A 20,531-nucleotide genomic window follows, 5' to 3' on the forward strand; every position below is an offset into this window, starting at 1 on the left:
CTGCGACCTTTTCGTCGTGGAACCCAATGACGTAACGGACGACGTCGCGGCTCTTGTTCCTGAGGTATCATGCGGCGTCGTCGTCCAGATTGTAGAACGAGGAGTCCATCGAGTCCTGGTCGAGGTAGCAGTACCAAAGCAAATCGCGGAGGGAGAGGCGGGCCGAGTCGCTGTCTTGACGCGTCTTGCTCTTCCGGACTCGAGGGGGAACGATTCCCGAAAGCCAGAAGACCAGATCGGAAAGGACTTCTACTCCCGTGCCGGGAAGTACCTCTCCCTCCGCCTTGCGCGCGGGCAGGTTTACTTGAAAAGCGGCTTCGCCCTCGCCCCAGCGGCAGATGACTCGATCCGACTCCCGCGGTCGCTCGATCGTGAGATCGTCTATTGCGAGCGAGATCGAAACCTTGGCGCCGACGAACTCCTTCTGCAAGGCTGGGGTTAACTCGATGTCGCCGCCAAGACAGTAGTCGACCAGCCTGGCGATGCTCGTCTTACCGGCCCCCATTTCTCCCCAAAAGTAGTTCACGTCCTCGAACGGGATGCTCACATTCCCACGCTTCAGGGACAGCTCCAGCCTGTTTAAGCGAAACTTCAAGGAGACAACTCCAGCGCGGATTTGGAGGATTGCGTCAGGCGGTGCCGGTGGTGATTTCTTCACCCCATTTGAGGTCGATGATCTCGGGGACGACCTCGTAAACGAAGTCCTTCAACTTGGTGGCGGAATAACCCCCGAAGGCTTTCGCGATGACGTCGCTGCGTCGCTTGACGTCATCGTAGAGCGGGTCGCCCCGGAAGACGTCCGCGAGGTCTCGACCGGGGTCGGTGAGGCCTATCTGCACCGTCTTACCGCTCACCTGGAGTTGCACCAAGCCCCGGGCCGACAGCAGCCCGAGCCATCGCCGATATCGCGGATCCCACGGTCCGTAGCGGAAGCGGATCATCTTGCTTTCGATCGACGTCCGCTCGCGCGGCTGCACCTGGGCGTTGTTCGGATTCTTCTTCGCGAGCCTCAAGGCCCGCTCCAGGCACGTAGGGTATCGCAGTAGGAAGTCGAGCTTCGCCAGCTTTGTGATCCCCTCGACGGCCTTCAGCTTCGTCGCCGGCGAGTTCTTTTGGTGATCGGAACTGCGAAGAAGGATGAGGAGCCTACCAAGGTGGTAGTCGTCCGTGGTTTCAGTCTCGGCGGCTGCTCGGACCAATCGGAAGCTCATGCTGCGGGCTCCTGAATGGGGAAGCGGGGGCTCCACCAAACCCGAGTATCGCCCGTCAAGGCGCTCACCATGCCAAGGAGGTAGTCGTAAGGCTTGTGGCACACGCGTGCTGGTTCAGAGTCCGCGAGGCGACGCAGTCGGTCCTGGACTGCCACCATCATTCGCGGGCCGAACGGTTCGCCATCAAGCCGAGCTCTCAGATGGGCTTCGGAGCATTCGCCGAGGACGACTTCTTCGAGTTGCTTGAGTTCCCGCTGGGCCTGTTCGGGCGAACGATGAACGTCTTCCAGCTGATTGTATTCGGCCGCGAGCTCTCGACCTCGAAGATAATCGAACTGTTCGCCCAGGTGGCCGCGCTCCAGTTTCTCGCGAAGGATTCCGCTTCGGCTCGGGGCGCCGAGCTGAATTGTAGGCGGACCAGGGAAACGAAAACCGTTCGCCTGAGGCGTGCGAGGGCGGTACACCATCACTTCGGCGACGCTCAGTCGCTTGGCCGCAAGTATCGGATCAATGTCGGCCCCGTGGACCAACGAACGGACGTGCCTCATAGGATCCGTGGACACGAGAGACGAGGCCCGGAAGACCACGCCGATCAAATCCTCCAGATACTCGTCGAGGCGAGCGGGAGCCAACATCGAACAGTCAGAAAGCCGGCCGATATGTTCATGTGCGACATCCGCTTGATATGAAATCCGTGGCGGCCCCAGCCTCAAGTCCATCCTTTTCAGGACGACGAAGAGTTGCTCGGGCTGGCAAGCGCATTGGCCCTGCAGCTCGAGGAAGGTTTCATCATACGGTGCCGCGATCTCCTCATGGCTCTCGCACGAGCATACGTGCCTCAAGAACGAAACAGGTCGACGCCGCCTGCGTCTGGCCACGCGGTAGTCGTCCGTGCAATGATCGTAATCGGTGTTTGAGACGAAGTAGAGAGTGCCGATCCGGTCTCCGAATTCGGCGACCAGGTCGACGAATCGGCCGATGCTCTTGACCATCTCCAGATCGCTCATCTTCCACGCCCCGTTTTCGGGGCGTGAGGTCTTTATCTGGTAAGCGTCGAATTTCCCGTCGTCCCGGTGGGCGAGGAAATCTTCGTGATGTTCACACCAGAGCGCGACGTAGGGCAAGAGTCCGCGCCGGGCCATGGCGAGAAGGATGACCCCATAAGCAAGCTGATACCGGAAACACTGCAGAACTGCGTCGCCTGGGTCGGAGGCGTCGTGAACTGCAGTGGGATCGGTAGGACCCGCCGCGATCGTCGGGGGTGTTTTCGGCTGGGGCGACTCAGACGACGGCCCAGGCTTCTTCTTGCAAGGCCCGCGCCGGCGTGGGGCAGGCTCTGGAGTTTCGTGCGCCATGTCCGAGAGTGAGGGAAAGGCGTCAGGAATGCGTGCCTGCTACAATCCGTCATGCTAATGGGGCACGAGCCGCACCGCCAGATGGCACCGGGTGCGACTCGGATGAATCGCCTCGCCCGCCACACCTTCGCACTCGTCGCGGCGTGTTAAGGGCGATGTCGGCCATCCCAGAGAGGGAGGGCGGCAGGATATCAGACCCGCAACAATCATGCTCGACTTCCTCAATCAGCGTTTCAACGACGATCGGCCTATCGTGCCATCGTCGATTTAGAAAATCCGGCCGTGCGAACGCTCCAGCCGGAGAAGGAGTTGCGAGCCACGAGGATTCCAGACCCGGCACACCTCGGGCGTGCCGTCGAGGCGCTTAAGGCCGAGAGGTTCATCCTCAAACACCTCGACGGCCTCGGTGTGCACCTGGACATAGGACGCGGGCCGTGCAGAGATTCGGGACGCTGATCTGGGCTCAAGCGGACCTTCGAGTTTCCGATGGAAAAGCACCGATGATTGGGCCGCACAAGCCCAGCGATGGTCCGCCAGGCCGGTTCAATCCACTGGGTCCCACCGCGTGCTGCAAGGATCAGCAGGGGCCGTATGGGCGCACGACGAGTCCACAGGGGAGACGGCCCCCCGGCCATGACTTGACGAAGGCTCGCCGCCCTCGGAATTTGGATCGACGCGCTATCACCATAGCCCCGCTTTCCGGAGGCGTTCGCGATGGAGAACCTCGACCTGGAGGAGTTGGAGCTGGACGGCGGCGTGCTCGTGGAGTCGAGCGGGGGCGACGGCCGGGCCGTGCTCTGGATTCCGCTGGAGGGCGACGCGGGGTTCCAATACTGGGACCGCGTGGCTGCAGCGCATCGGAGCGAAGTCCGGGCCCGGGGCGGGCTCCGCTGGACGGCGGCGACGGCGACGCGGGCGCGGCGACGGACTTCGGGCGGGGCGTTGGGACGTCTGGTCGGCCGGCTGACGGGACGCGGGGCGGACGCGGGCTTGGTCATGCCCGACGGGGGGACGGCCGAGCGTTGCGGCGAGCGTCGGGCCGACCTGGCGTTGGTCTGGTCGGTGGACGGTGAGGCCCTCAACGAGGATCGACTGCGCGGGCTCTGGCCGGACGCGGTCACGTTCCGGCGGTTGGGTGGCCGGCTCGCGTTGGCGTCGGGGGTCGGGCTAGCGACGCCCGACGACGTCGACGAGGCCGAGGATTCGACGGCGCTGGCCGGCCGAATGTTGGAGTCGGCCCGCGCGGCGGGGGATCGGCGGGCGGAGGCGGCGGCGTTGGCCGACCTGGGGATGCTCTGGGCGAAGGACGGCCGGTCGGAGGCGGCCCTGGGGCCGCTGCACGAGGCCCTGGCGCTGCGGCGGACGCTGGGCGATCATGGTGGCGAGGCCGACGTCCTGGTCGACCTGGGCCGCGTCCTGGAGACGCTGGGACGGGCTCGGGAGTCGCGGGGGGCCCTGGACGCGGCGGCCGCGCTGGCCGCCGGCCTGGATGACGCCTTCGCTCGCAAGGCGGTCCTCGAACGCCTGGCCGACGCGCTCGTGAGGCGGGGGGATCCGGCCGGGGCGGCATCGGTGTTGGGGCGAGCCCGTGAGGCGGCCCGGGCGGCGGACGACCGTCGCCACGAGGCGCGGGTTCTGTGGCTGCAGGCGGCCGCGTGGGCCGAGGCGGGCCGTCCCGACCTGGCCCTGGCGAGGGCGAACGAGTCGACGGCGTTGCTGCGCTCGATCGGCTCGGCGGAGGCGGATTGGTACGAGGCCCAGCTGCGGCGGTACCGATCGGACGCCTCGACGTCGGCGTTGAAGACCGGGCCGATCGACGTCGCCGTCGCGACGAGTCCGGCCGCGGCCCCGACGCGCGTCACCGGCGATCTGGGGATCTTCCGGATGGCCCTGTCGGCGACGCGAGCGATGGCGACGTTCCTGGGCTCGGGGATGCGGACGACGACGGCCGAGGAACGTCGCCGTCGACTTGAGACGTGCCGAGCCTGCGCCCATCACACGGGGCTGCGGTGTCGGATCTGCGGCTGCTTCACGAAAGGGAAGTCCGCGATGCCCGACGAGCGGTGCCCCATCGGACGCTGGTGAGACGTCGGCGGCGTGTCCCCAGGTTCTCAGAGGACGAGAAAACCAAAAACCTTGCCTGAACATCGTCCTTCTTGGAATCTTGCAAGGCAAATTCAAGTGGAATAAACGTATCGCCATGTTTAATCCAGGCCGCGCTTCAACCGGATGAATCTTTATATAAGTGCGATCCAAGATCGGGGGTTAATCCTTGGTCGATTTCTCGGATCCATTTTGAAAAGATCGATGAATCTGGATCGCTAGCCTTGGAGCAAAGAATGAGGAAAGAACGCACAGATGCAAATTCGCCGTTTTTTAACAGCTTCTTGGCTAGAAGCATCTCAAACACCCTGGGAGGAAAGAAGTAATAAATTTGCTCATCCGGTGGCGTTACGGAAGCCAAGAGATGGTCCTTGGCCTTGGCAGCGTCTCCTTCCGCAAGCGACATGAGACCTAATATGGTATTGCTATTGAATACAGACAGGCCTCGTTGCCAAGGATCTGGATTGATGTGACATTCCCTAATCAACGAATTTGCGTGCGAACGAGCTTCTGCGAATCTTCTGTTGTCAAAAAGCGCAGTCATTAAATCAATTTCTACTGCAGGTTTATCATCGGCGTGTTTCGACAAGCTCAAGGCTTGCTCAAGCTCGGAGATTGCCATAGCAGAAAGAACTTCATGATCAGTCGGTACTCCGCGTCTATTTTGCTCGCGTAAATATAGCAGTCCCAATTGGTGAGGCCAGGCCGGGTTGGTCGGGTCGACGCGTTTGCATTGAAGAAACCATTCGGCGCTTGTGTTGTAGTCACAGAAGCTCGCAAACTGAGCGGCATTGCCGAGAACGGCAGGGTTATTCCTCCACACGCGCACTTGAGCCACCCACAGACTCAAGCATTCTTGCCAGAACTCAGTATCGTTCATGGAAGGGGTAATGAGAGGGAGTTCGCGAATATCGTGATCGGGTATTTCAGTTATGATTCTGGTGATCAACCTATTTCGCCGTTCATGAATGCTATTGATGCTATCGTTCATAAACAATACCCATAGAACAACAATTAGCGAGGTTGTGTCTGACATGTTGTCGCGTAATGTGAGTTCAAGCTCATCTATATCCTCGGCCTGAAATCTCGAGGATAAACGACATATGGCTTGGCAAACTTTGTTGTCAATGCTATGCCAACCGGCGCTGCGAGCCTTGCGTAGAAGTTCCAATGCGCTGTCGACCGAGAATTCTCGCGCAAAATCCATATAGATGTTGAGTGCCGTGCGCGCCGCCAACTCGCTTCCGTGCTCAAGATCGCCTGTCATTCGTGCTGTGTTCCATTTGCGAGATCCGCTATCATTGAATCGATGTCCGCCCAATGATTGTCCGCAATATGGGCAATTGCCAAAAAGCACGTAGTTATGAATTGAGTCGCACGGCGGATGCATGCGTTGTTCCTTGGTGTCGAGAAACCTGGCTTTCTATGCAACGACTTATTGTGGGTGCGTGTCGAGGCAAACATTGCTGAGTGGGGGGGGTCGGCTTGTCTTTGGTTATGACCTGATCGAGAGCGTCGTCTTTGGCGTTGTATAAGGCCGGGTCGACCTCAGATATAGGCCTGCAACGTCAGCAAGCCTCTTGGGTCGTCGAGGCCGCCGCCGAGACCAGCGTTATTGTCAACTACAACCCGGTGGCCAGCCGCATCACTCGGCCATGGATCTGAGAATGCTGTTCTCGCCTGCAGCCCGGGAGCAAACTCCTGTATCGTATGCAACAGCGTCAACCCGAGCTTATAGGAAAGCAACCGGAATTAAGGCTCCCGGCCCGAGCAGCGCTATGCCGACGCCGACGACGCCGATGCCGACGCCGATAACAACAATTGTTGTAGGATCTGGCATTGTAATAGTAGGCAAGGTGATAGTAGGTAGCCAACTACTAGGAGGTGGACCTTCTATAATCGGTTCAGGTACTGGGATCGGCAAATACGGTGGCCTCTCGGGAGGATCCTTGCGTTGCCTGCGTTCCATGCATTTCTGAAATTCTAGCATTGCTATGTATGGAGGGACTCCCAGATCTACAAGCTGTTGATATATTTGGGAGCAATATGCTGAATCTGGAAATTCTGGTGATGAACATTCAATAGGGTCTTGAGGGTCTTGGGAAGGTCCGCCGGTAGGATTTGGAGCCGCAGGCGGGCCCCACTTAGGTCCAGGAAGAATGCCTTCCAAGCCAGAAGGATCAATACGGCCGGCGACATGATTAAACACGTATCTATAAAGATTACTGTCATGTCCATTAAATCCAATCGGATCTTCGCTCAACCACCTTCCCGTGTTCGGATCCAGCACGCGGTGGAGGGCCAGGTTCAGGCCCACAGTCACGTCCCGAACGAGGCCGGCGAAGCTCGTCATGCGGTCGCCGACGGTCGGGTTGGACTCGGCGAGTTTGTTGCCGTGGACGCCGTAGTCGACGTGGTCGATCACGGCTCCTGAATTGTCCACCAGGTCTCGGACCGTGGCAAGTCTGTCGCTCAAATACCAGGCGACGCCCGAGGCCGTGTCGCGGGCCAGCACGGCGTCGACGCCGGCGGGCGTCGGGCCGTCCAGGTAGCGGGCCGTCTTGGTCCCCGAGCCGTCGAAGTCGAGGATCGGCGAGTTTCCGTCGTAGAGGGTCCAGGTCGTCGCGCCCCCTTCGGCGCGGCCGATGCGGCGGTCGAGGGCGTCGTAGGTGAAGCTGGCCAGCACGGTCGTCACGCCGCCGACCTTGGAATCCACCTCGACCAGGCGGTTGCGTTGGTCCCACTTGTAGAGCGTCTGGTTCCCGGTGGCGATCTCGGTCTTGGAGACCTGGTTCCCTTCGTCGTCGTAGGCGTAGGTGTACGTGCCGTCGGAGGAGATCCGATTGCCCGTCCCGGTGGAGTAGCCGCTGGAATTCCGGTTGCCGTCGGCGTCGTAGCTGAAGGTCTCGTTCGCGAACGACCCGTTGGTGTGCGACACCGACGTGAGTTGGCCGTCGTCGGTGTAGCCGTAGGTCAGCGTATCGGTCGTCGAGCCGGAGTTCCAGGTCCGCGTCTCGGAGGTCAGTCGGCTCGCGGCGTCGAGGGTGTAGGCGTAGGAGGCGACGGTCGTCCCGCCCGACGTCTTGTCGGTGATTCCGGTCAGGCGGCCGGCGACGTCGTAGGCGTAGGTCGTGCCGACGACCTTGGTCGTGCCGGTCAGATCGCTGTAGCGGTTCAGGCTCGTCGTCTCGCCCGCCTCGTCGTAGGCGTAGTCGACCCGTTTGTCCGACACGCCGGTTCCCGACTGGGCGACGCTGGTCAGCAGGCCGCGGCCGTTGTAGGCGTAGCTGGTCAGGCCCCCCTGGCTGTCGGTCAGGCTGGTGCGGTCGCCGGCGTCGTCGTAACCGTAGGTGAGCGTGACCTGGGGCAGGCCGGTCGTGCCGTTGTCGTCGACGCTGGTCAAACGGTCCGCGGCGTCGTAGCCGTAGGCGTACTTGCTGACGGCGTCCTGGACCTGGGTCGTCCGTCCGGCGTCGTCGTAGGTGTAGGTGACCACGTTCGAGGCCGAGCCGCCGCCGGCGGGGAGCCAGGTCTCGGTCGTCACGCGGTCGTCGGCGTCGTAGGCGTAGGACGTGGTTCGGCCCAGGCGGTCGGTCTTCTGGGTCAGGTTCCCAACCACGTCGTGGGCGTAGGTCGTGACCTTGCCGAGGGGGTCGATCTTGGTCTTCTCCCGGCCGACGTCGTCGTAGGTCCAGGAGGTGACGTTCCCCACCGGGTCGGTCAGGCTCGTCGTCCGCCCGGCCGCGTCGTACGTGTAGGTGGTCGTGCCGCCGCCGGCGGGAGCGGTCTGGCTGATCAGCCGACCGCGGACGTCGTAGGCGGAAGTCGTCTTGTGGCCCAGCGGGTCGATCGTCGCCAGCGTACGGCCCTCGGGGTCGTACACGTACGTGGTCGCATGGCCCAAGGCGTCGGTCGTCGACTGGAGGCGGTTCAGGACGTCGTAGGCGTACGTGGTCGTGTGGTTGAGGGCGTCGGTCGCGGCGGTCAGGTTGTCGTCGGCGTCATACTGGTAGCTCGCGACCGTCGCCTCCCCGGATCCCGTGTTGGACTCCTGGGTGACGGTCGTGACCCGGCCCCAGGCGTCGTAGGCGTAGGTCGTGGCGCGGCCGAGCGGGTCGATCGCGGCGCGGAGCTGGCCGACGGGGTCGTAGACGTACGTCGTCGTATGGTTCAGGGCGTCGGTGACGCTCGTCAGCCGGTTCGCGCCGTCGTAGCCGTAGCTGGTCGTGTGGTTCAGGGGGTCGGTGACCGCGACCAGGTTCATGCCGTCGTACGTGTAGGTCGTGTGTTTGGCCGTGCCCTGGTGGACGGGCTCGGTCATGGAGACGCGACGGTTGCGGTCGTCGTAGACGTAGCTGGTGACGTGCCCCAATGCGTCGGTGATCGAGGTGAGGTTGCCGGCCGCGTCATAGACGTACGACGTCTTCACGGTCGAGCCGACCGCCGCCTGCACCGGATCCTGCGTGGACGTCGTGCGGCCCATCGCGTCGTAGGCGTAGCCCCAGACCTTGCCCAGCTCGTCGGTGACGCTCGTGAGGTTCCCCGCCGAGTCGTAGCCGTAATAGACCGAGGACGCCGCCACCGTCGTGAGCGAGGTGATCGTCGCCGTCAGCTTCAGGTCGGCGAGCTGGGTGTAGTAGTCGCCGTTGTTGGCCGTGACGTCCAGGCGGTAGTACTTGTAGGAGCCCGGCGTCGCCACGGTGAACGTCGTCGTGTGCGAGCTGGTGGTGTCCGCCTGGTTGGTGCGGGAGTCGACCGTGGTCCAGGTCGAGCCGTCGTTGGAGCCCTGGAGCTGCCAGTCCTTGGGGGCCCGTCCCGTGTAAGTCCCGGTGTCGGCGCCGCTGGTCATGCTGTACTGCGTGACCGTGTACGACTCGCCGCCGGCGAACTGGTATTCGAGCCACGAGGCCCCGACCCCCAGCCACTTGGTAGCCGGGTTCTGGTCGAAAGCCTGGTCCGGGCCCTGGCCGCCGACGGGCGCGGAGCCGGCCGTGGCGGTCCCTCCCGCGGGGACGTCCTGCGGATACGAAGCCGTCCCCGCCGGCTCGTCGATCCGGTCGACCCGGCCGTAAGAATCGTAGTGGTAGGTGGTCGTCGCCCCGGTCCGGTCGACGTCGGTCAGGACCTGACCGGCGGAGTTGTACGTCCAATCCTCGTGGAGCCCGTCGCGGTCGGTCCGCCGCAGCACGTTGCCGTGGGAGTCGAGCGTGAAGCTCGTCGTGCGGCCCAGGAAATCGGTGACCGACGTCGGCACGCTGTAAAGGGGGTCGTACGTGATGAACATGGTGACGGGTGAGCCGCCCATGGGGATCCAACCGCCGGAGCCTCCTGAGCCGCCGGAACCCCACCCCCCGGAGCCGCCGGAGCCGCCCGAGCCACCGGAGCCGCCCGAGCCGGCGGGAGGCGACCAGGAGTCCTGGCCGTCGGGGCGGGTGATCGACGTCACGTTTCCCCGCATGTCGTAGGTGTAGGTCGTCCGGCGGTTGAGCGCGTCGATCGTGACGACGGGGAACCCCTGGCGGTTGTACTTGGTGCTGGAGGCCGCGCCGGTTCCGTCGGTCAGGGCGTTGGGATGGCTCATCCAGGTGAAGCCGACCGTCGTCGTCCGGCCCGTGGGGTCGGTGAAACTCCCCTCGTAGCTCAAGGAGAGTCCGCCGCTGCCGCCCGCCGCGACCAGCCCCCGGCTGTAGGCCGGCGTGACGGACGTCGTCGCCGCGCCGCCGAAGAGGGTCTCGCCGGTCGCCTGGCCGAAGGAGTTGTAGGAGACCGTGGCCGTCTTGCCGCGGGGGTTCACCTCGGTGGTGATGCGGTGGTCGCTCGGCGTCGCGTAGCCGTACTGCGTCGTCGCGGCGTCCGGGTCGACGATCTGGGTCAGGTTGCCGTTGGAGTCCACGGTGATCGTGGCGATGCGGTTCGCCGGGTCGGTGATCGAGGCGAGCTTGCCCGAGGTCGCGTCGTACGCGAACGTCGTCTTGAGACCGACCGGGTCGGTGATCGTCTGCAGGTAGCCCGCCCCGGGCTGGCCCGACGCGACGTAGGCGTAGGTCGTCGCGTTGCCGTTGCGGTCCGTGATCGACGTCTCCCGGCCGGACGAGTCGTATTGGACGACGGTGCCGTCGGGGTAGCTTTGGGTCCAGGTCCCGCCGACGTTCTGGACCAACATCGACGGGGCGCTTGATGGGCCGCGGTACTGGGGAGAGGCCGCCGTGCCGGCGAAGGAGCCGGCGGTCAGCAGGCCGAACCCCGAGCCGGGGGACGCTGCGATGTTCTGGGGCGGGAAGAACTGGTTCGAGTCCGGGTCGGGCGAGAGGATCCGGACGTACCCCGACCCGTCGGCGACGGCGATGCTGGGACGGCCCACACCCGTGAGGTCGGCCGCGATCAGATTGCCGTAGCCCGCGGGGTTGGTCGCGTTGTTGAGCGGGTGGAGGACGCCGTCGCCGAAGTCGCCGGTGGGGGCGAGGGGGACCAGGTCGATGTATTCGGTCTGGCCCGAGACGTCGTCGCCGTGGACGAGGACGCCGATCTCGAGGCCCGTGGACGCCCCCTGGAACTCGCCCGCGACCAGGCCGAGGACGCCGGGGACGTCGTGGGCCGCGGTCAGGTAGGGCGTGGGCGTCGACGCCGTGAACGGGCTGCTGGGATTCCCGGTCGCCGTGAACAGGCTGAGGTAGGCCCAGGTGCCGTAGAGGCCGCTGATGGCGGCGTACGTCTCGACGACGAGGTCGTCTTCGCCGTCGCCGTCGTAGTCGACCGCCGCCACGCTGGACGGCGTGTACCCGGACGGGAGCGAGAGGGCGCCGGTCGACGTCATCGAGCCGCCCGACGTGGCGATCATCACGTCGACGAGCCCGTTGATCGTCGTGAAGGCCAGGTCGTCCACGCCGTCGCCGTCGAAGTCGCCGACGGCGACCGAGTCCGCCTGGCTGATCGCCTGGGCCCCGTTGCCGACGCCGGAAGTCACGGGGCTGGCGAACGTCCCGTCGCCGGCCCCGATGTAGACCGCGACGACATAATCCGTGCTGCCGCTGCCCCCGTACGGGGCCAGCACGGCCGCGACGTCCGGCGTGCCGTCGCCGTCGAAGTCGCCGATCGCGACCCCCCGGTCGAAGTAGCCCGACGGCGTTGTATAGGTCCCGGCGGACGTGAAGCCGCCAGAGCCGTCGGCGAGCAGGACGCCGAATGACCCGCCGACGGCCACCACCTGGTCCGTCAGGCCGTCGCCGTCGAGGTCGGCGGCCGCCGCGCCGATCACCGCGTTGAACGAAGTGGAGCCCGGGATCGTGAAATTGGCGTTGCCGTCGTTGACCATGACCTGGCCGGCCGTGGGGCTGGACGCGATCCCCAGGTCCGTATAGTAGGTTTGACCGGCGTCGTAGACGGGGCTGAAATGCTGCGTCCCCTGCCGGCCCGCCGTGACGACGACGCGCCCGCCCGGCGTCGGCTGAAACACCTGCTGGACGCCTCCCACGCTCCAGCCGGCGCCGAGCGCCGAGGCCGAACGGTCGACCACGTCGACGAACCCCTCGCCGACCATGTCGAAGGAGGTCGACGGGCCGTAATGCTCCGTGATGGTGATGACGTAGGGGAAGCTGCCCGTCCCCAGCGACGTCGCATCGACCTGCATCGGGACGTGGTAGGTCGCGCCGTCGTCGAGCCCGGACGGCGTGTTGTACGTGACCGGCGAGCCCTGGACGACGCCGCCGAGGCTGATGGTCGCGGTGATCGACGTGATCGAGGCGGAGTCGCCCGCCGGCGGCGTCGTGAACTCGTACTGGACGACCGGCTTGGGGTTCGCCTGCAGCGAGCTGTACTCGATCGTCGTCGTGCGGTCGGCGCCCAGCGAATAATACGACGGAGTCGAATGATCCTGGAAGAACTCGCCGGTCACCGTCCCGATGTCGGATGCGAGCATCGGGGCGGTGGGATCCGGCGGCTGGAAATCGCCCACGAGGGGTTGGCATCCGTCGCAAGGGCCGTTGGGGCTCGAAGGGCCCGGGCCGGCCTCAACCCCCAGGCAGACCTTCATCGTCGTGGGCGTCGAGAACGCCGAGAGCCCCAGGCTCTTGAAGACGGAGGGCGTCGTCGCAACCTGGACCGTCCCCAGGGCGACCGGCCCGATCGTCGCCACAGTGGCGCCGTCCTTCGAGACGACCACCTCCGCGACCGGGTCGCGGCCCCCCGTGACGGGGTTGAATTTCATGAGGTTGAGGACGGCGCCCGCCGCGTAGCCCCAGACGTTGGGCATCGTCAGTTCGACCGCCTGGCCGGGAGCGAGGCCCGTCGTCCGGACGAGGATCAGCGGGCCGCTCATGGTCGTGGGCAGGTGCTGGGCGGCGAGGGCGGCCGGCAGCACGGCCGCCGACAGCGAAACGGCCGACGGCTCGAGCCCGACCTCGCCGGGGATCCGGACCTCCAGGCCCGGCATGGCCGGGTTGCCGAGCGAGAGCGAGCCGTCGTCGCCGGCCTTGGCCGTCGAAGCGGCCTGGGACCATCCCTCCTTGGGGAGGATCAGAGGATCGGGGAAGACGTTGTCGACCCGGTCGTAGAGCGGGTGGCCCAGCAGGTCGGGCGCGGGCGCGGTCAAGGCCAGGCGGTCCTGGGCCTCGACGGTCGAGCCGCCCACGTGGATCGGTCCCGGGTCGGCCGGGACGCCGACGAGGCTGAAATAACCCTTCTCGTCCGACTTCGTCGCGACGCCGCCCAGGTCGACCGGGACGCCGGCCAGCGGGGCTCCCTCCTCGTCCACGACCCGGCCCGTCACGACGGTCGTCGCCAGCTGAGGCTGCGTCACCGCGACGCGGACCCGCTGGACGACCGAGCGGACGCCGTCGGAGGCCACGACCCGGAATTCGTAGCCGCCGGCCTGGCCGGGGGCGGGGACGAAGGTCAACTCCCCCGTGCCGCGGTTGAACGTCATGTTGGCCGGCAGCGGCTGGGGCGTGATCGTGTACGTCACGTCCTTCCCCACGAACCCGCCGGGGACGATCGACGTCTCGAGCGTCGCCCCGACCGCGATCGTCAGGTCGGCCGCCGCCACCTCCACGACGCCGGCTTCGGGGGACGCCGCGGCGACGGTCGTCGGCGTGGAGGACGCGGACGCGAACGCCTGGGGCGGCAGGATGGTGGCGGGGCTGGTGAGCCCGCCCGAGATCGTCGCCAACGAGCGGCCGTCCGCCGACACCTGGAGGACGCCGACCGTCGCCGGCCGGCCCGACGCGCCGATCACGACCAGCGGGAACGTCGCGCCGGGGGCCGCGCCCGTGGCGTTGGGCAGCGTGACCTTCGCCGGCGTCCGGAACGCCAGGCCGGGCCCGTCGACCTGCACCAGGCTCGAGCCGTTGGGGCCGGCCGTCAGCGTCAGGGCGACGAGCCCCCGGTAGGGCCGGACGATGCGCCCGAACGCGGCCGTCGCCGACCCGGCGGCGACGTGGAGGGCGAAGCCGGGGGCGACGGAGGTCGTCGCGTCCACGGCCGTCCCGGGGCCGACGCGGCGGAAGCTCGTCGCATGGGCGACGTCGATCGGCGTCAAGACGACGTTCAACGCCCCGGTCCCGCCCGCCGCGAACTGGGCGATCGTCCCCACGGCCCGCGCGTACCGCCCCCTCGCGCCGCCCGCCGCCTGGACGACCAGCAGTCGCGACGGATCGTCGCCAGCCCCCCCCCTGAGCGTGAACCGGCCCCGGGCGTCGGCCCGGGCCGTCGCCGCGACCGACCCGTCGGCGTTGATCGCCGTCACAATCGCTCCGGCCACGGCACGCCCTCGCGCGTCGACCACCCGGCCCACGTCCGAGGGGGTGGGGGCGGCCAGCAAGGCCGCCGCCGCGTGCCGGCCGGCGATCTCGAGGGCGATCCAGTCGCGGCCGACAGGGCCGCCGCGCATCATGCGCCGGACTTCGAGGGACTCCAGGGACGGCTTCGTCGGACGCCTGGGCGAACGGGGCATCATGCAGCCTCGACTGTAGATGTGAACACGTTTGAAGTCCATCTCAGGTCGCGAAGGCTCGGCCACTTTAGGCGTCTACCGAACGGGACGCAAGGATTTTAATCAATTAATTTTCATTCATTTTGACGGCCGTCGTGGTTCGTTCTCGATTTATCCACGATGTGTCCCTCGAGCCGATTGCCGCCCCGCGCCGGCCTCGATAAGCTGGCGATCCTCGTCTCGCATCGGTCCGTTCAACGGCGACGGGGGCCGCGATCGCATGAGCAGCACGCCCGAGGGGCCGCAGGGGCTGGCGTCGATCGTCGTCCCTTGCTTCAATCAGCTCGCCTACACCCGGACCTGCCTGGCCGCGCTGGCGCGGCGGACGCGCGGGCCCTGGGAGCTGATCGTCGTCGACGACGGCTCGACCGACGGCACGGGCCGCTACCTCGAGGGCTTCCGCGACGCCGCGCCCTTCCCCGTGACGGTGCTCTCCGAGCCCGTCAACTGCGGGTTCCCGGCCGCCTGCAACCGCGGCCTGGCCGCCGCCCGCGGCGACTACCTGGTCCTGCTCAACAACGACGCCGTCGTCGCCGACGACTGGCTCGACCAGCTCGTCGCCCTGGCCGAATCGAGCCCGAGGATCGGGGCGGTCGGCCCCATGTCGAACTTCGCATCGCCGCCCCAGCTCGTCGCCGACGTCCCCTACGGCGACGACCTCGAGGCCATGCGGCGCTACGCCGAGGACCGTCGCCGCACGCGCCGCGGCCGCTGGTTCACGGCCCCCAAGCTGTCGGGCTTCTGCGTGCTGGTCAAGCGCCGCGCCTTCGAGGCCGTCGGCCCGCTCGACGAGCGGTTCGGCCCCGGCCTCTTCGACGACGACGACTGGTCGCTGCGGATCCGCAAGGCCGGCTTCGACCTGGCCGTGGCCGACGACCTCTTCGTCCACCACTTCGGCGGCCGGACGTTCCTGGGCGCGGGGATCGACTCCGAGCGGCTGCTCGCCGAGAACCTCGCCAAGTTCCGGGCCAAGTGGGGCGACGCCGCCCCCGTCGGCAGGACGGTACAACTGCCGCTCGGCTCTCCCGCCGCGGCCTCGCGACACGTCCCCAAGGTCTTCGGCATCGGTCTGCCGCGGACCGGGACCACGTCCGTCTCGGCGGCTCTGCTCGAGCTGGGCCTCCGCACGGCCCACGCCGTCTTCGACGACGTGGCCTACGACCGCGGCGACGCCTTCCTCGACACCCCGGTCTACGTCGACTACCCGACGCTGGACCGCCGCTTCCCGGGCTCGAAGTTCGTCCTGACCTGGCGCGAGCCCCGGGCCTGGTTCCGCTCGTTCGCGACGGCCCTCGGCCCCCATTTGCAACGCCTGCGGGCCGGGGGCGAGCCCGACTCCCCGTCGGCCGCGATCGACCGCCGCTGCTACGCCGCCGCCTTCGGCGACGAGCCGCTCGAGGAGGAGGCCTTCGTCCGCCGCTACCAGGAGCATCGGGCCCGGGCCGAGGCCCACTTCCGCGGCCGCCCCGGCGACCTGCTCGTCCTCGACCTGGACGCGTCCCCCGACCCCTGGGGCGAGCTCTGCGGCTTCCTGGGCCGGCCCCGGCCAGCGACGCCGTTCCCGCGCCTGAACGCCGGGGCCGTCGACCAGTGGATGCCGCTCCGCCACCCCAACAAGCTGGCCTCCGCCCCGCCGGCCGGGGCCGGCGCCAGGGTCAGCCTGACGATGATCGTCCGCGACGAGGAGGCGAACCTCCCCGCCTGCCTGGAGTCGGCCCGGGGGCTCTTCGACGAGGTCGTCGTGGTCGACACCGGCTCGACCGACCGCACCGTCGAGGTCGCCCGCTCGTTCGGGGCCCGGGTCTTCGACTTCGCCTGGGTCGACGACTTCGCCGCGGCCCGCAACGCGGCCCTGGCGCGGGCGACCGGCGACTACGCCTTCTGGCTCGACGCCGACGACCGGGTCGAGCCGCCCCACCGCGAGCGGCTCGAGCGGCTGTTCCGAAGCCTGCGGCCCGACGGCCCCGCCTACGTGGTCCGCTGCGCTTGTGACCCCGACCCCGACGGCGGCGGGGCGACGGTGGTCGACCACGTCCGGCTCTTCCCGATCCGCGAGGACGTCCGCTGGACCTACCGCGTCCATGAGCAGATCCTGCCGGCCCTCCGCCGCGCCGGCGTCGACGTCCGCTGGACCGACGCCGTCGTCCGCCACGTCGGCTACAACGACCCGGCCGTGCGGCGGCGCAAGCTCGACCGCGACCGCGCCATCCTCGAGTCCGAGGCGGCCGAGCGGCCCGACGACCCCTTCGTGCTGTTCAACCTGGGCCAGCTCGATCTGGAGGTCGGCGACCCCCGCGGGGCCCTGGGACATCTGCGGGCCAGCCTGGCGGGCTCGACGCCGGCCGACTCGATCACCAGCAAGCTGCACGCCCTGATCGCCCGGGCCCACCAGGTTCTGGGCGAGCCCGACGCGGCGCTGGCGGCCTGCGCCGCGGGCCTGGCCGACGAGCCCGACGACGTCGAGCTGCTCTTCCGCAAGGGCGTGCTCCACCGCCTGGGGGGAGACGCCGCGTCCGCCCGGGCCTGCTGGGAGCGGATCCTGACGGTCCGCCGCCCCGAGAAGTTCGCCAGCGTGGACGAGAGCCTCTTCGGCTGGGCGACGCACCGCAACCTGGCCGTCCTCGCCGAGGAGCGCGGCGACCTGGCCGAGGCGCGGGGCCGCTGGGAGGCCGTCCGTGTCGCCCGGCCCGGCGACCCCGAGCCGGCCCAGGCCCTCGAACGCATCGAACGCTTCCTGGCGCGGGGGGCCCCGGCGTGACGATGCTGCGTCGGCTGCTGTTCGCCTCGGTCCATGGATACGTCGACCCCTCCAGCGGGGCAGCCTGCGCCACGCGGGACGCCCTCGAGCTGCTGGCCTCGCGCGGGGTCGAGTGCCGCGTCGCCTCGACGGGGATCCTTTCCTACGACCGCGCTCGCCCGGTCGAACCGCTGCTCGAGGCTGCCGGCGTCGCGTCGGCGTCCGACCCAGGAGCCGGGGGGCCGCTGGGGATCTGGTCGTTTGACCTCGGCGGCGTCGCCGTCCGGATGGTCCGCACCCGCTCCAGCCGCCTCCAGGACGGCCTCGACGAGGCCGAGGGCCGGGCGCTGGTCCGCCTGGTCGAGCTCGAGCTGGAACGCTTCCGGCCCCAGGCCCTGCTGACCTACGGCGGGCATCCGGCGAACCTCGCCCTGATGCGGGCCGCCCGCCGCCGCGGCGTCCCCGTCGCCTTCCACCTCCACAACTTCGCCTACAACGATCGAGCCGACTTCGCCGCCGCCTCGGCCGTGGTCACGCCCTCGGAATACGCCCGCCGTCGGTACGCCCGGACGCTGGGGATCGAGTCGACGGCGATCCCCTCCACGATCGTCAACGAGCGGCTCCTGGTCTCCGACCGCGACCCTCGGAGTATCGTCTTCGCGAACCCTCAGCCGGCCAAGGGGGCGGCCGTGCTCGCTCGGATCGCCGCCGAACTGGACGTCCGCCGGCCCGACATCCCCTTGCTCGTGTTCGAGGGGAGAGGAGACCCCAAAGACCTCGAGGCGGTCGCCCCCGGCCTCGCGCAGCTGCGCAACCTGCACGCCAGGCCCGGCGTCGCCGATCCCCGGGACGTCCACCGCGAGGCCCGAATCGTCCTCATGCCGTCGCTGGTCCGCGAGACCTTCGGCCGGGTCGCCGCCGAGGCCCTGGTCAACGGGATCCCCGTGCTGGCGAGCGATCGCGGGGCCCTGCCCGAGACGCTGGGCGACGCCGGCTTCGTCTTCACGCTCCCCGCTGAATGCCGGCCCGATGGCGGCCGGCCGCCTACGGTCCGCGACGTCGCCCCCTGGGTCGCCGCGATCGAGAAGATCTGGGACGACCCCGCGTTCGAAGGTCGCCACCGGGCGCTCGCCATCCGCGAGGCCGCGCGATGGACGCCCGACGTCGTCGCCGCTCGCTGGCTGGACTTCTTCGGGGCGGTCGCCCTCGGAGGCTGATGGATTCGTGTCGGCGGCGCCCGAGTGTCGGCCGCCGTTCGGCGTGCATCCCAGGCATGCGAGGAAGCTGGTTGGGTCGATGGAACCTCGGACAGCTCGTTCGCGGAGGAACCTGAACGACGACATCCGATACATGTAATACTGTGCACCTAATGTCTTCCGTGGGTCCGCCGTAGAACCTGGCTGTGAAGAGCCACATACAGGGATTCGCCATGATCGACGAGACGCTCGACGTCGCCTCTGTGGGCCTGGTCGAAGCGCGAGCCCGGATCGAGACCGCCCGTGCGGCTCATTCCGAGGCAGGTCGTCAAATTCCGAAGCGGTCTGGGCGGCCTTTCAGCGGTTGGACCTGATCGACGCAAAGCTGAAGCGGGTCGCGGTGATTGCGGGCGTGGGCGTGACGGCATGAAGACCGGCCCGAGCCCCGCGACGCTCGAACCTCATCGTCATCCGAAGACGTCGGTACGCGCGACCATGTCGGGCAGGTGCATCGACGGCGCGAACGTCGCGTCCTGATAGAGCGCCTCGAGCTTGCTGACATCCAGGGAGGTGGGATTCGTGACGGCGATGGTACTTCCTCCACCCTCCGCCCAGACGCTTTCCCAGAGCGAGGCGAGCGTCAGGCAACCGTCCGCAATCACCGCGACCGTATCGTCCCTCAGGTCCGCCCAAATGTCCGCCACCCTGTGGCTGTTATTCACGTAGGTTTCGAGAATCGTCGTCGGAAACAGGGGAGCCGCCTCCCGGCGCCTCAATGTTGCCGTCTCGTCCGCCGCCTTCGATCCACCGGACGCGATGATCGACGCTTTCCGAGTTCCTAGCTTGGTCTTCACCGCCGCGAACAGGTCGGAGCGAAATCGGCCGATCCGTGTGGGCTCATCGGTCGAATGAACGCCGGAGTGCGAGGGATCGGACCGGTCGCCGTCGCGGCGTCGTGAGGCGTGCGGAGGCTGGCGGATGTCGTAGAAATCGTTCCACATCCTGGGGACGATCGCGTCCAAATCAGTCGAGGGTGAGAACAGCTTCTCGCCGGCGAACGTCCCCGCCTCAGGCTCGTCCATGTCGGCGAAATGGTTCGAGTTTTCCTCGCCTCGCTTGAAGCGGCCCTGCTTCGACATCGTGCCCGGTACGTCGGCCAGTGGGAAGAAGCCGTTCGCGGGCGGGTTGATATTGTTCGAGAGGATCGCGAACTCGTCGAAGGAGAGGCGTGCGATTCGTCTCTATCAACTTGTCGAACTTCGAGTCGTTCGCGAGGGAGCGAACGATCCCTCCGATCGGAGGTCGTCCCGTCTTCCCCCAGCATCCCGGCAGGCCGGCGTTCGATCCGCGCAGGACGTCGAGGACGCGGCGCACCGTGCCCAGGCGCGTGGCAAGCGCAGAATGGAAATGCCGGCCGTCGCCTCGATCGGCTCACACCTGGCCGGCCCACTGGACGGCGATGGGCCGGTATGGCGGAGCGGGCTTCTCCTCCTCGGCCCCCTTGATCTGCTCCTGGGTCCGCTCCTGCAGCGACTCGTCCTCGTCGTCGACTTGGATGACGCCCCGCCAGCCCTCGCTTCATATCACTCCAGAGAGTCGGATGGCAGCTCGCAACGATCGGAGCCACGATATCGCAATTCTTTTTATTGTGAGGTTACATGGATATGCTAGTATGATATCTAGACTTAGTGATAATGCGGAGTTAGAATGAGGTCGGCGACTCGTCGTCGGGTCGCGGTCTGATCGGGCGCAGGGACGGGAGGGTCGCCGATGCTGCCGATCGAGGCTCGCCGGGCCGAGGCGTCGGCCGAGCTGGACGCCCGCTGCCTCGCGGCGTGGCTGGACCTGCGGAGCTTCACCCTCGCGGCCCGCAAGCTGGGCGTGACGTCCCGTTTCCTCCGAGCGGCCGTCGAACGGGCCCAGGCCGCGGGGCTGGTCGAGGAG

The 20,531-nt window shown here is 67.1% G+C and carries 9 protein-coding genes; 3 read left to right on the plus strand and 6 right to left on the minus strand.

Annotation, left to right across the window (positions count from 1 at the left end; translation table 11 throughout):
• Nucleotides 1–67: 67 nt before the first annotated feature.
• Genes G5C50_RS15530 through G5C50_RS15540 form a run of 3 tightly spaced genes read right to left on the minus strand, consistent with a single transcriptional unit; the run spans nt 68 to nt 2,566 of the window.
• Nucleotides 68–658, minus strand: a complete 591-nt coding sequence (locus tag G5C50_RS15530; RefSeq protein ID WP_165070851.1) for a hypothetical protein — start codon at nt 656–658, stop codon at nt 68–70.
• Complete coding sequence (locus G5C50_RS15535) at nt 630–1,211, minus strand: hypothetical protein (protein ID WP_165070852.1); 582 nt, start codon at nt 1,209–1,211, stop codon at nt 630–632. Before G5C50_RS15535 ends, G5C50_RS15530 begins: the two co-directional genes overlap by 29 nt.
• Nucleotides 1,208–2,566, minus strand: coding sequence for a dsDNA nuclease domain-containing protein (locus G5C50_RS15540; RefSeq protein ID WP_165070853.1), 1,359 nt, complete (start codon nt 2,564–2,566; stop codon nt 1,208–1,210). Before G5C50_RS15540 ends, G5C50_RS15535 begins: the two co-directional genes overlap by 4 nt.
• 714 nt (nt 2,567–3,280) lie before the next feature.
• Between G5C50_RS15540 and G5C50_RS15545 the strand changes: the two genes are divergently transcribed.
• On the plus strand, nt 3,281–4,651 hold the full coding sequence (locus G5C50_RS15545; protein ID WP_165070854.1) for a hypothetical protein: 1,371 nt from the start codon (nt 3,281–3,283) through the stop codon (nt 4,649–4,651).
• A gap of 136 nt (nt 4,652–4,787) precedes the next feature.
• On the opposite strand, the gene G5C50_RS15550 is transcribed toward G5C50_RS15545, so the two are convergent.
• The gene (locus G5C50_RS15550) at nt 4,788–5,936 is read right to left on the minus strand and encodes a tetratricopeptide repeat protein (protein WP_165070855.1); all 1,149 of its coding nucleotides are present in this window, start codon (nt 5,934–5,936) and stop codon (nt 4,788–4,790) included.
• 465 nt (nt 5,937–6,401) lie between these two features.
• Nucleotides 6,402–14,615 carry an FG-GAP-like repeat-containing protein gene (locus tag G5C50_RS15555; RefSeq protein ID WP_206107718.1) on the minus strand — a complete coding sequence of 2,738 codons (8,214 nt, stop codon included), beginning with the start codon at nt 14,613–14,615 and terminating at the stop codon, nt 6,402–6,404.
• A 259-nt stretch (nt 14,616–14,874) separates the two neighbouring features.
• On the opposite strand from G5C50_RS15555, the gene G5C50_RS33100 reads away from it, so the two are divergent.
• Together G5C50_RS33100 and G5C50_RS15570 are read left to right on the plus strand one after the other, a co-directional pair.
• The gene (locus G5C50_RS33100; RefSeq protein ID WP_315852320.1) at nt 14,875–17,412 is read left to right on the plus strand and encodes a glycosyltransferase; all 2,538 of its coding nucleotides are present in this window, start codon (nt 14,875–14,877) and stop codon (nt 17,410–17,412) included.
• Nucleotides 17,413–17,414: 2 nt separating this feature from the next.
• Nucleotides 17,415–18,608 (plus strand): glycosyltransferase, encoded by a 1,194-nt coding sequence (locus G5C50_RS15570; protein WP_165070893.1) that lies wholly within the window; start codon nt 17,415–17,417, stop codon nt 18,606–18,608.
• A gap of 446 nt (nt 18,609–19,054) precedes the next feature.
• On the opposite strand, the gene G5C50_RS15575 is transcribed toward G5C50_RS15570, so the two are convergent.
• Nucleotides 19,055–19,726: a hypothetical protein gene (locus tag G5C50_RS15575; protein WP_165070857.1), complete on the minus strand. Its 672-nt coding sequence runs from the start codon at nt 19,724–19,726 to the stop codon at nt 19,055–19,057.
• Between the last annotated feature and the right edge of the window lie 805 nt (nt 19,727–20,531).

The sequence above is a fragment of the Paludisphaera rhizosphaerae genome (genome assembly GCF_011065895.1).
GTDB classification, from domain to species: Bacteria; Planctomycetota; Planctomycetia; order Isosphaerales; family Isosphaeraceae; genus Paludisphaera; species Paludisphaera rhizosphaerae.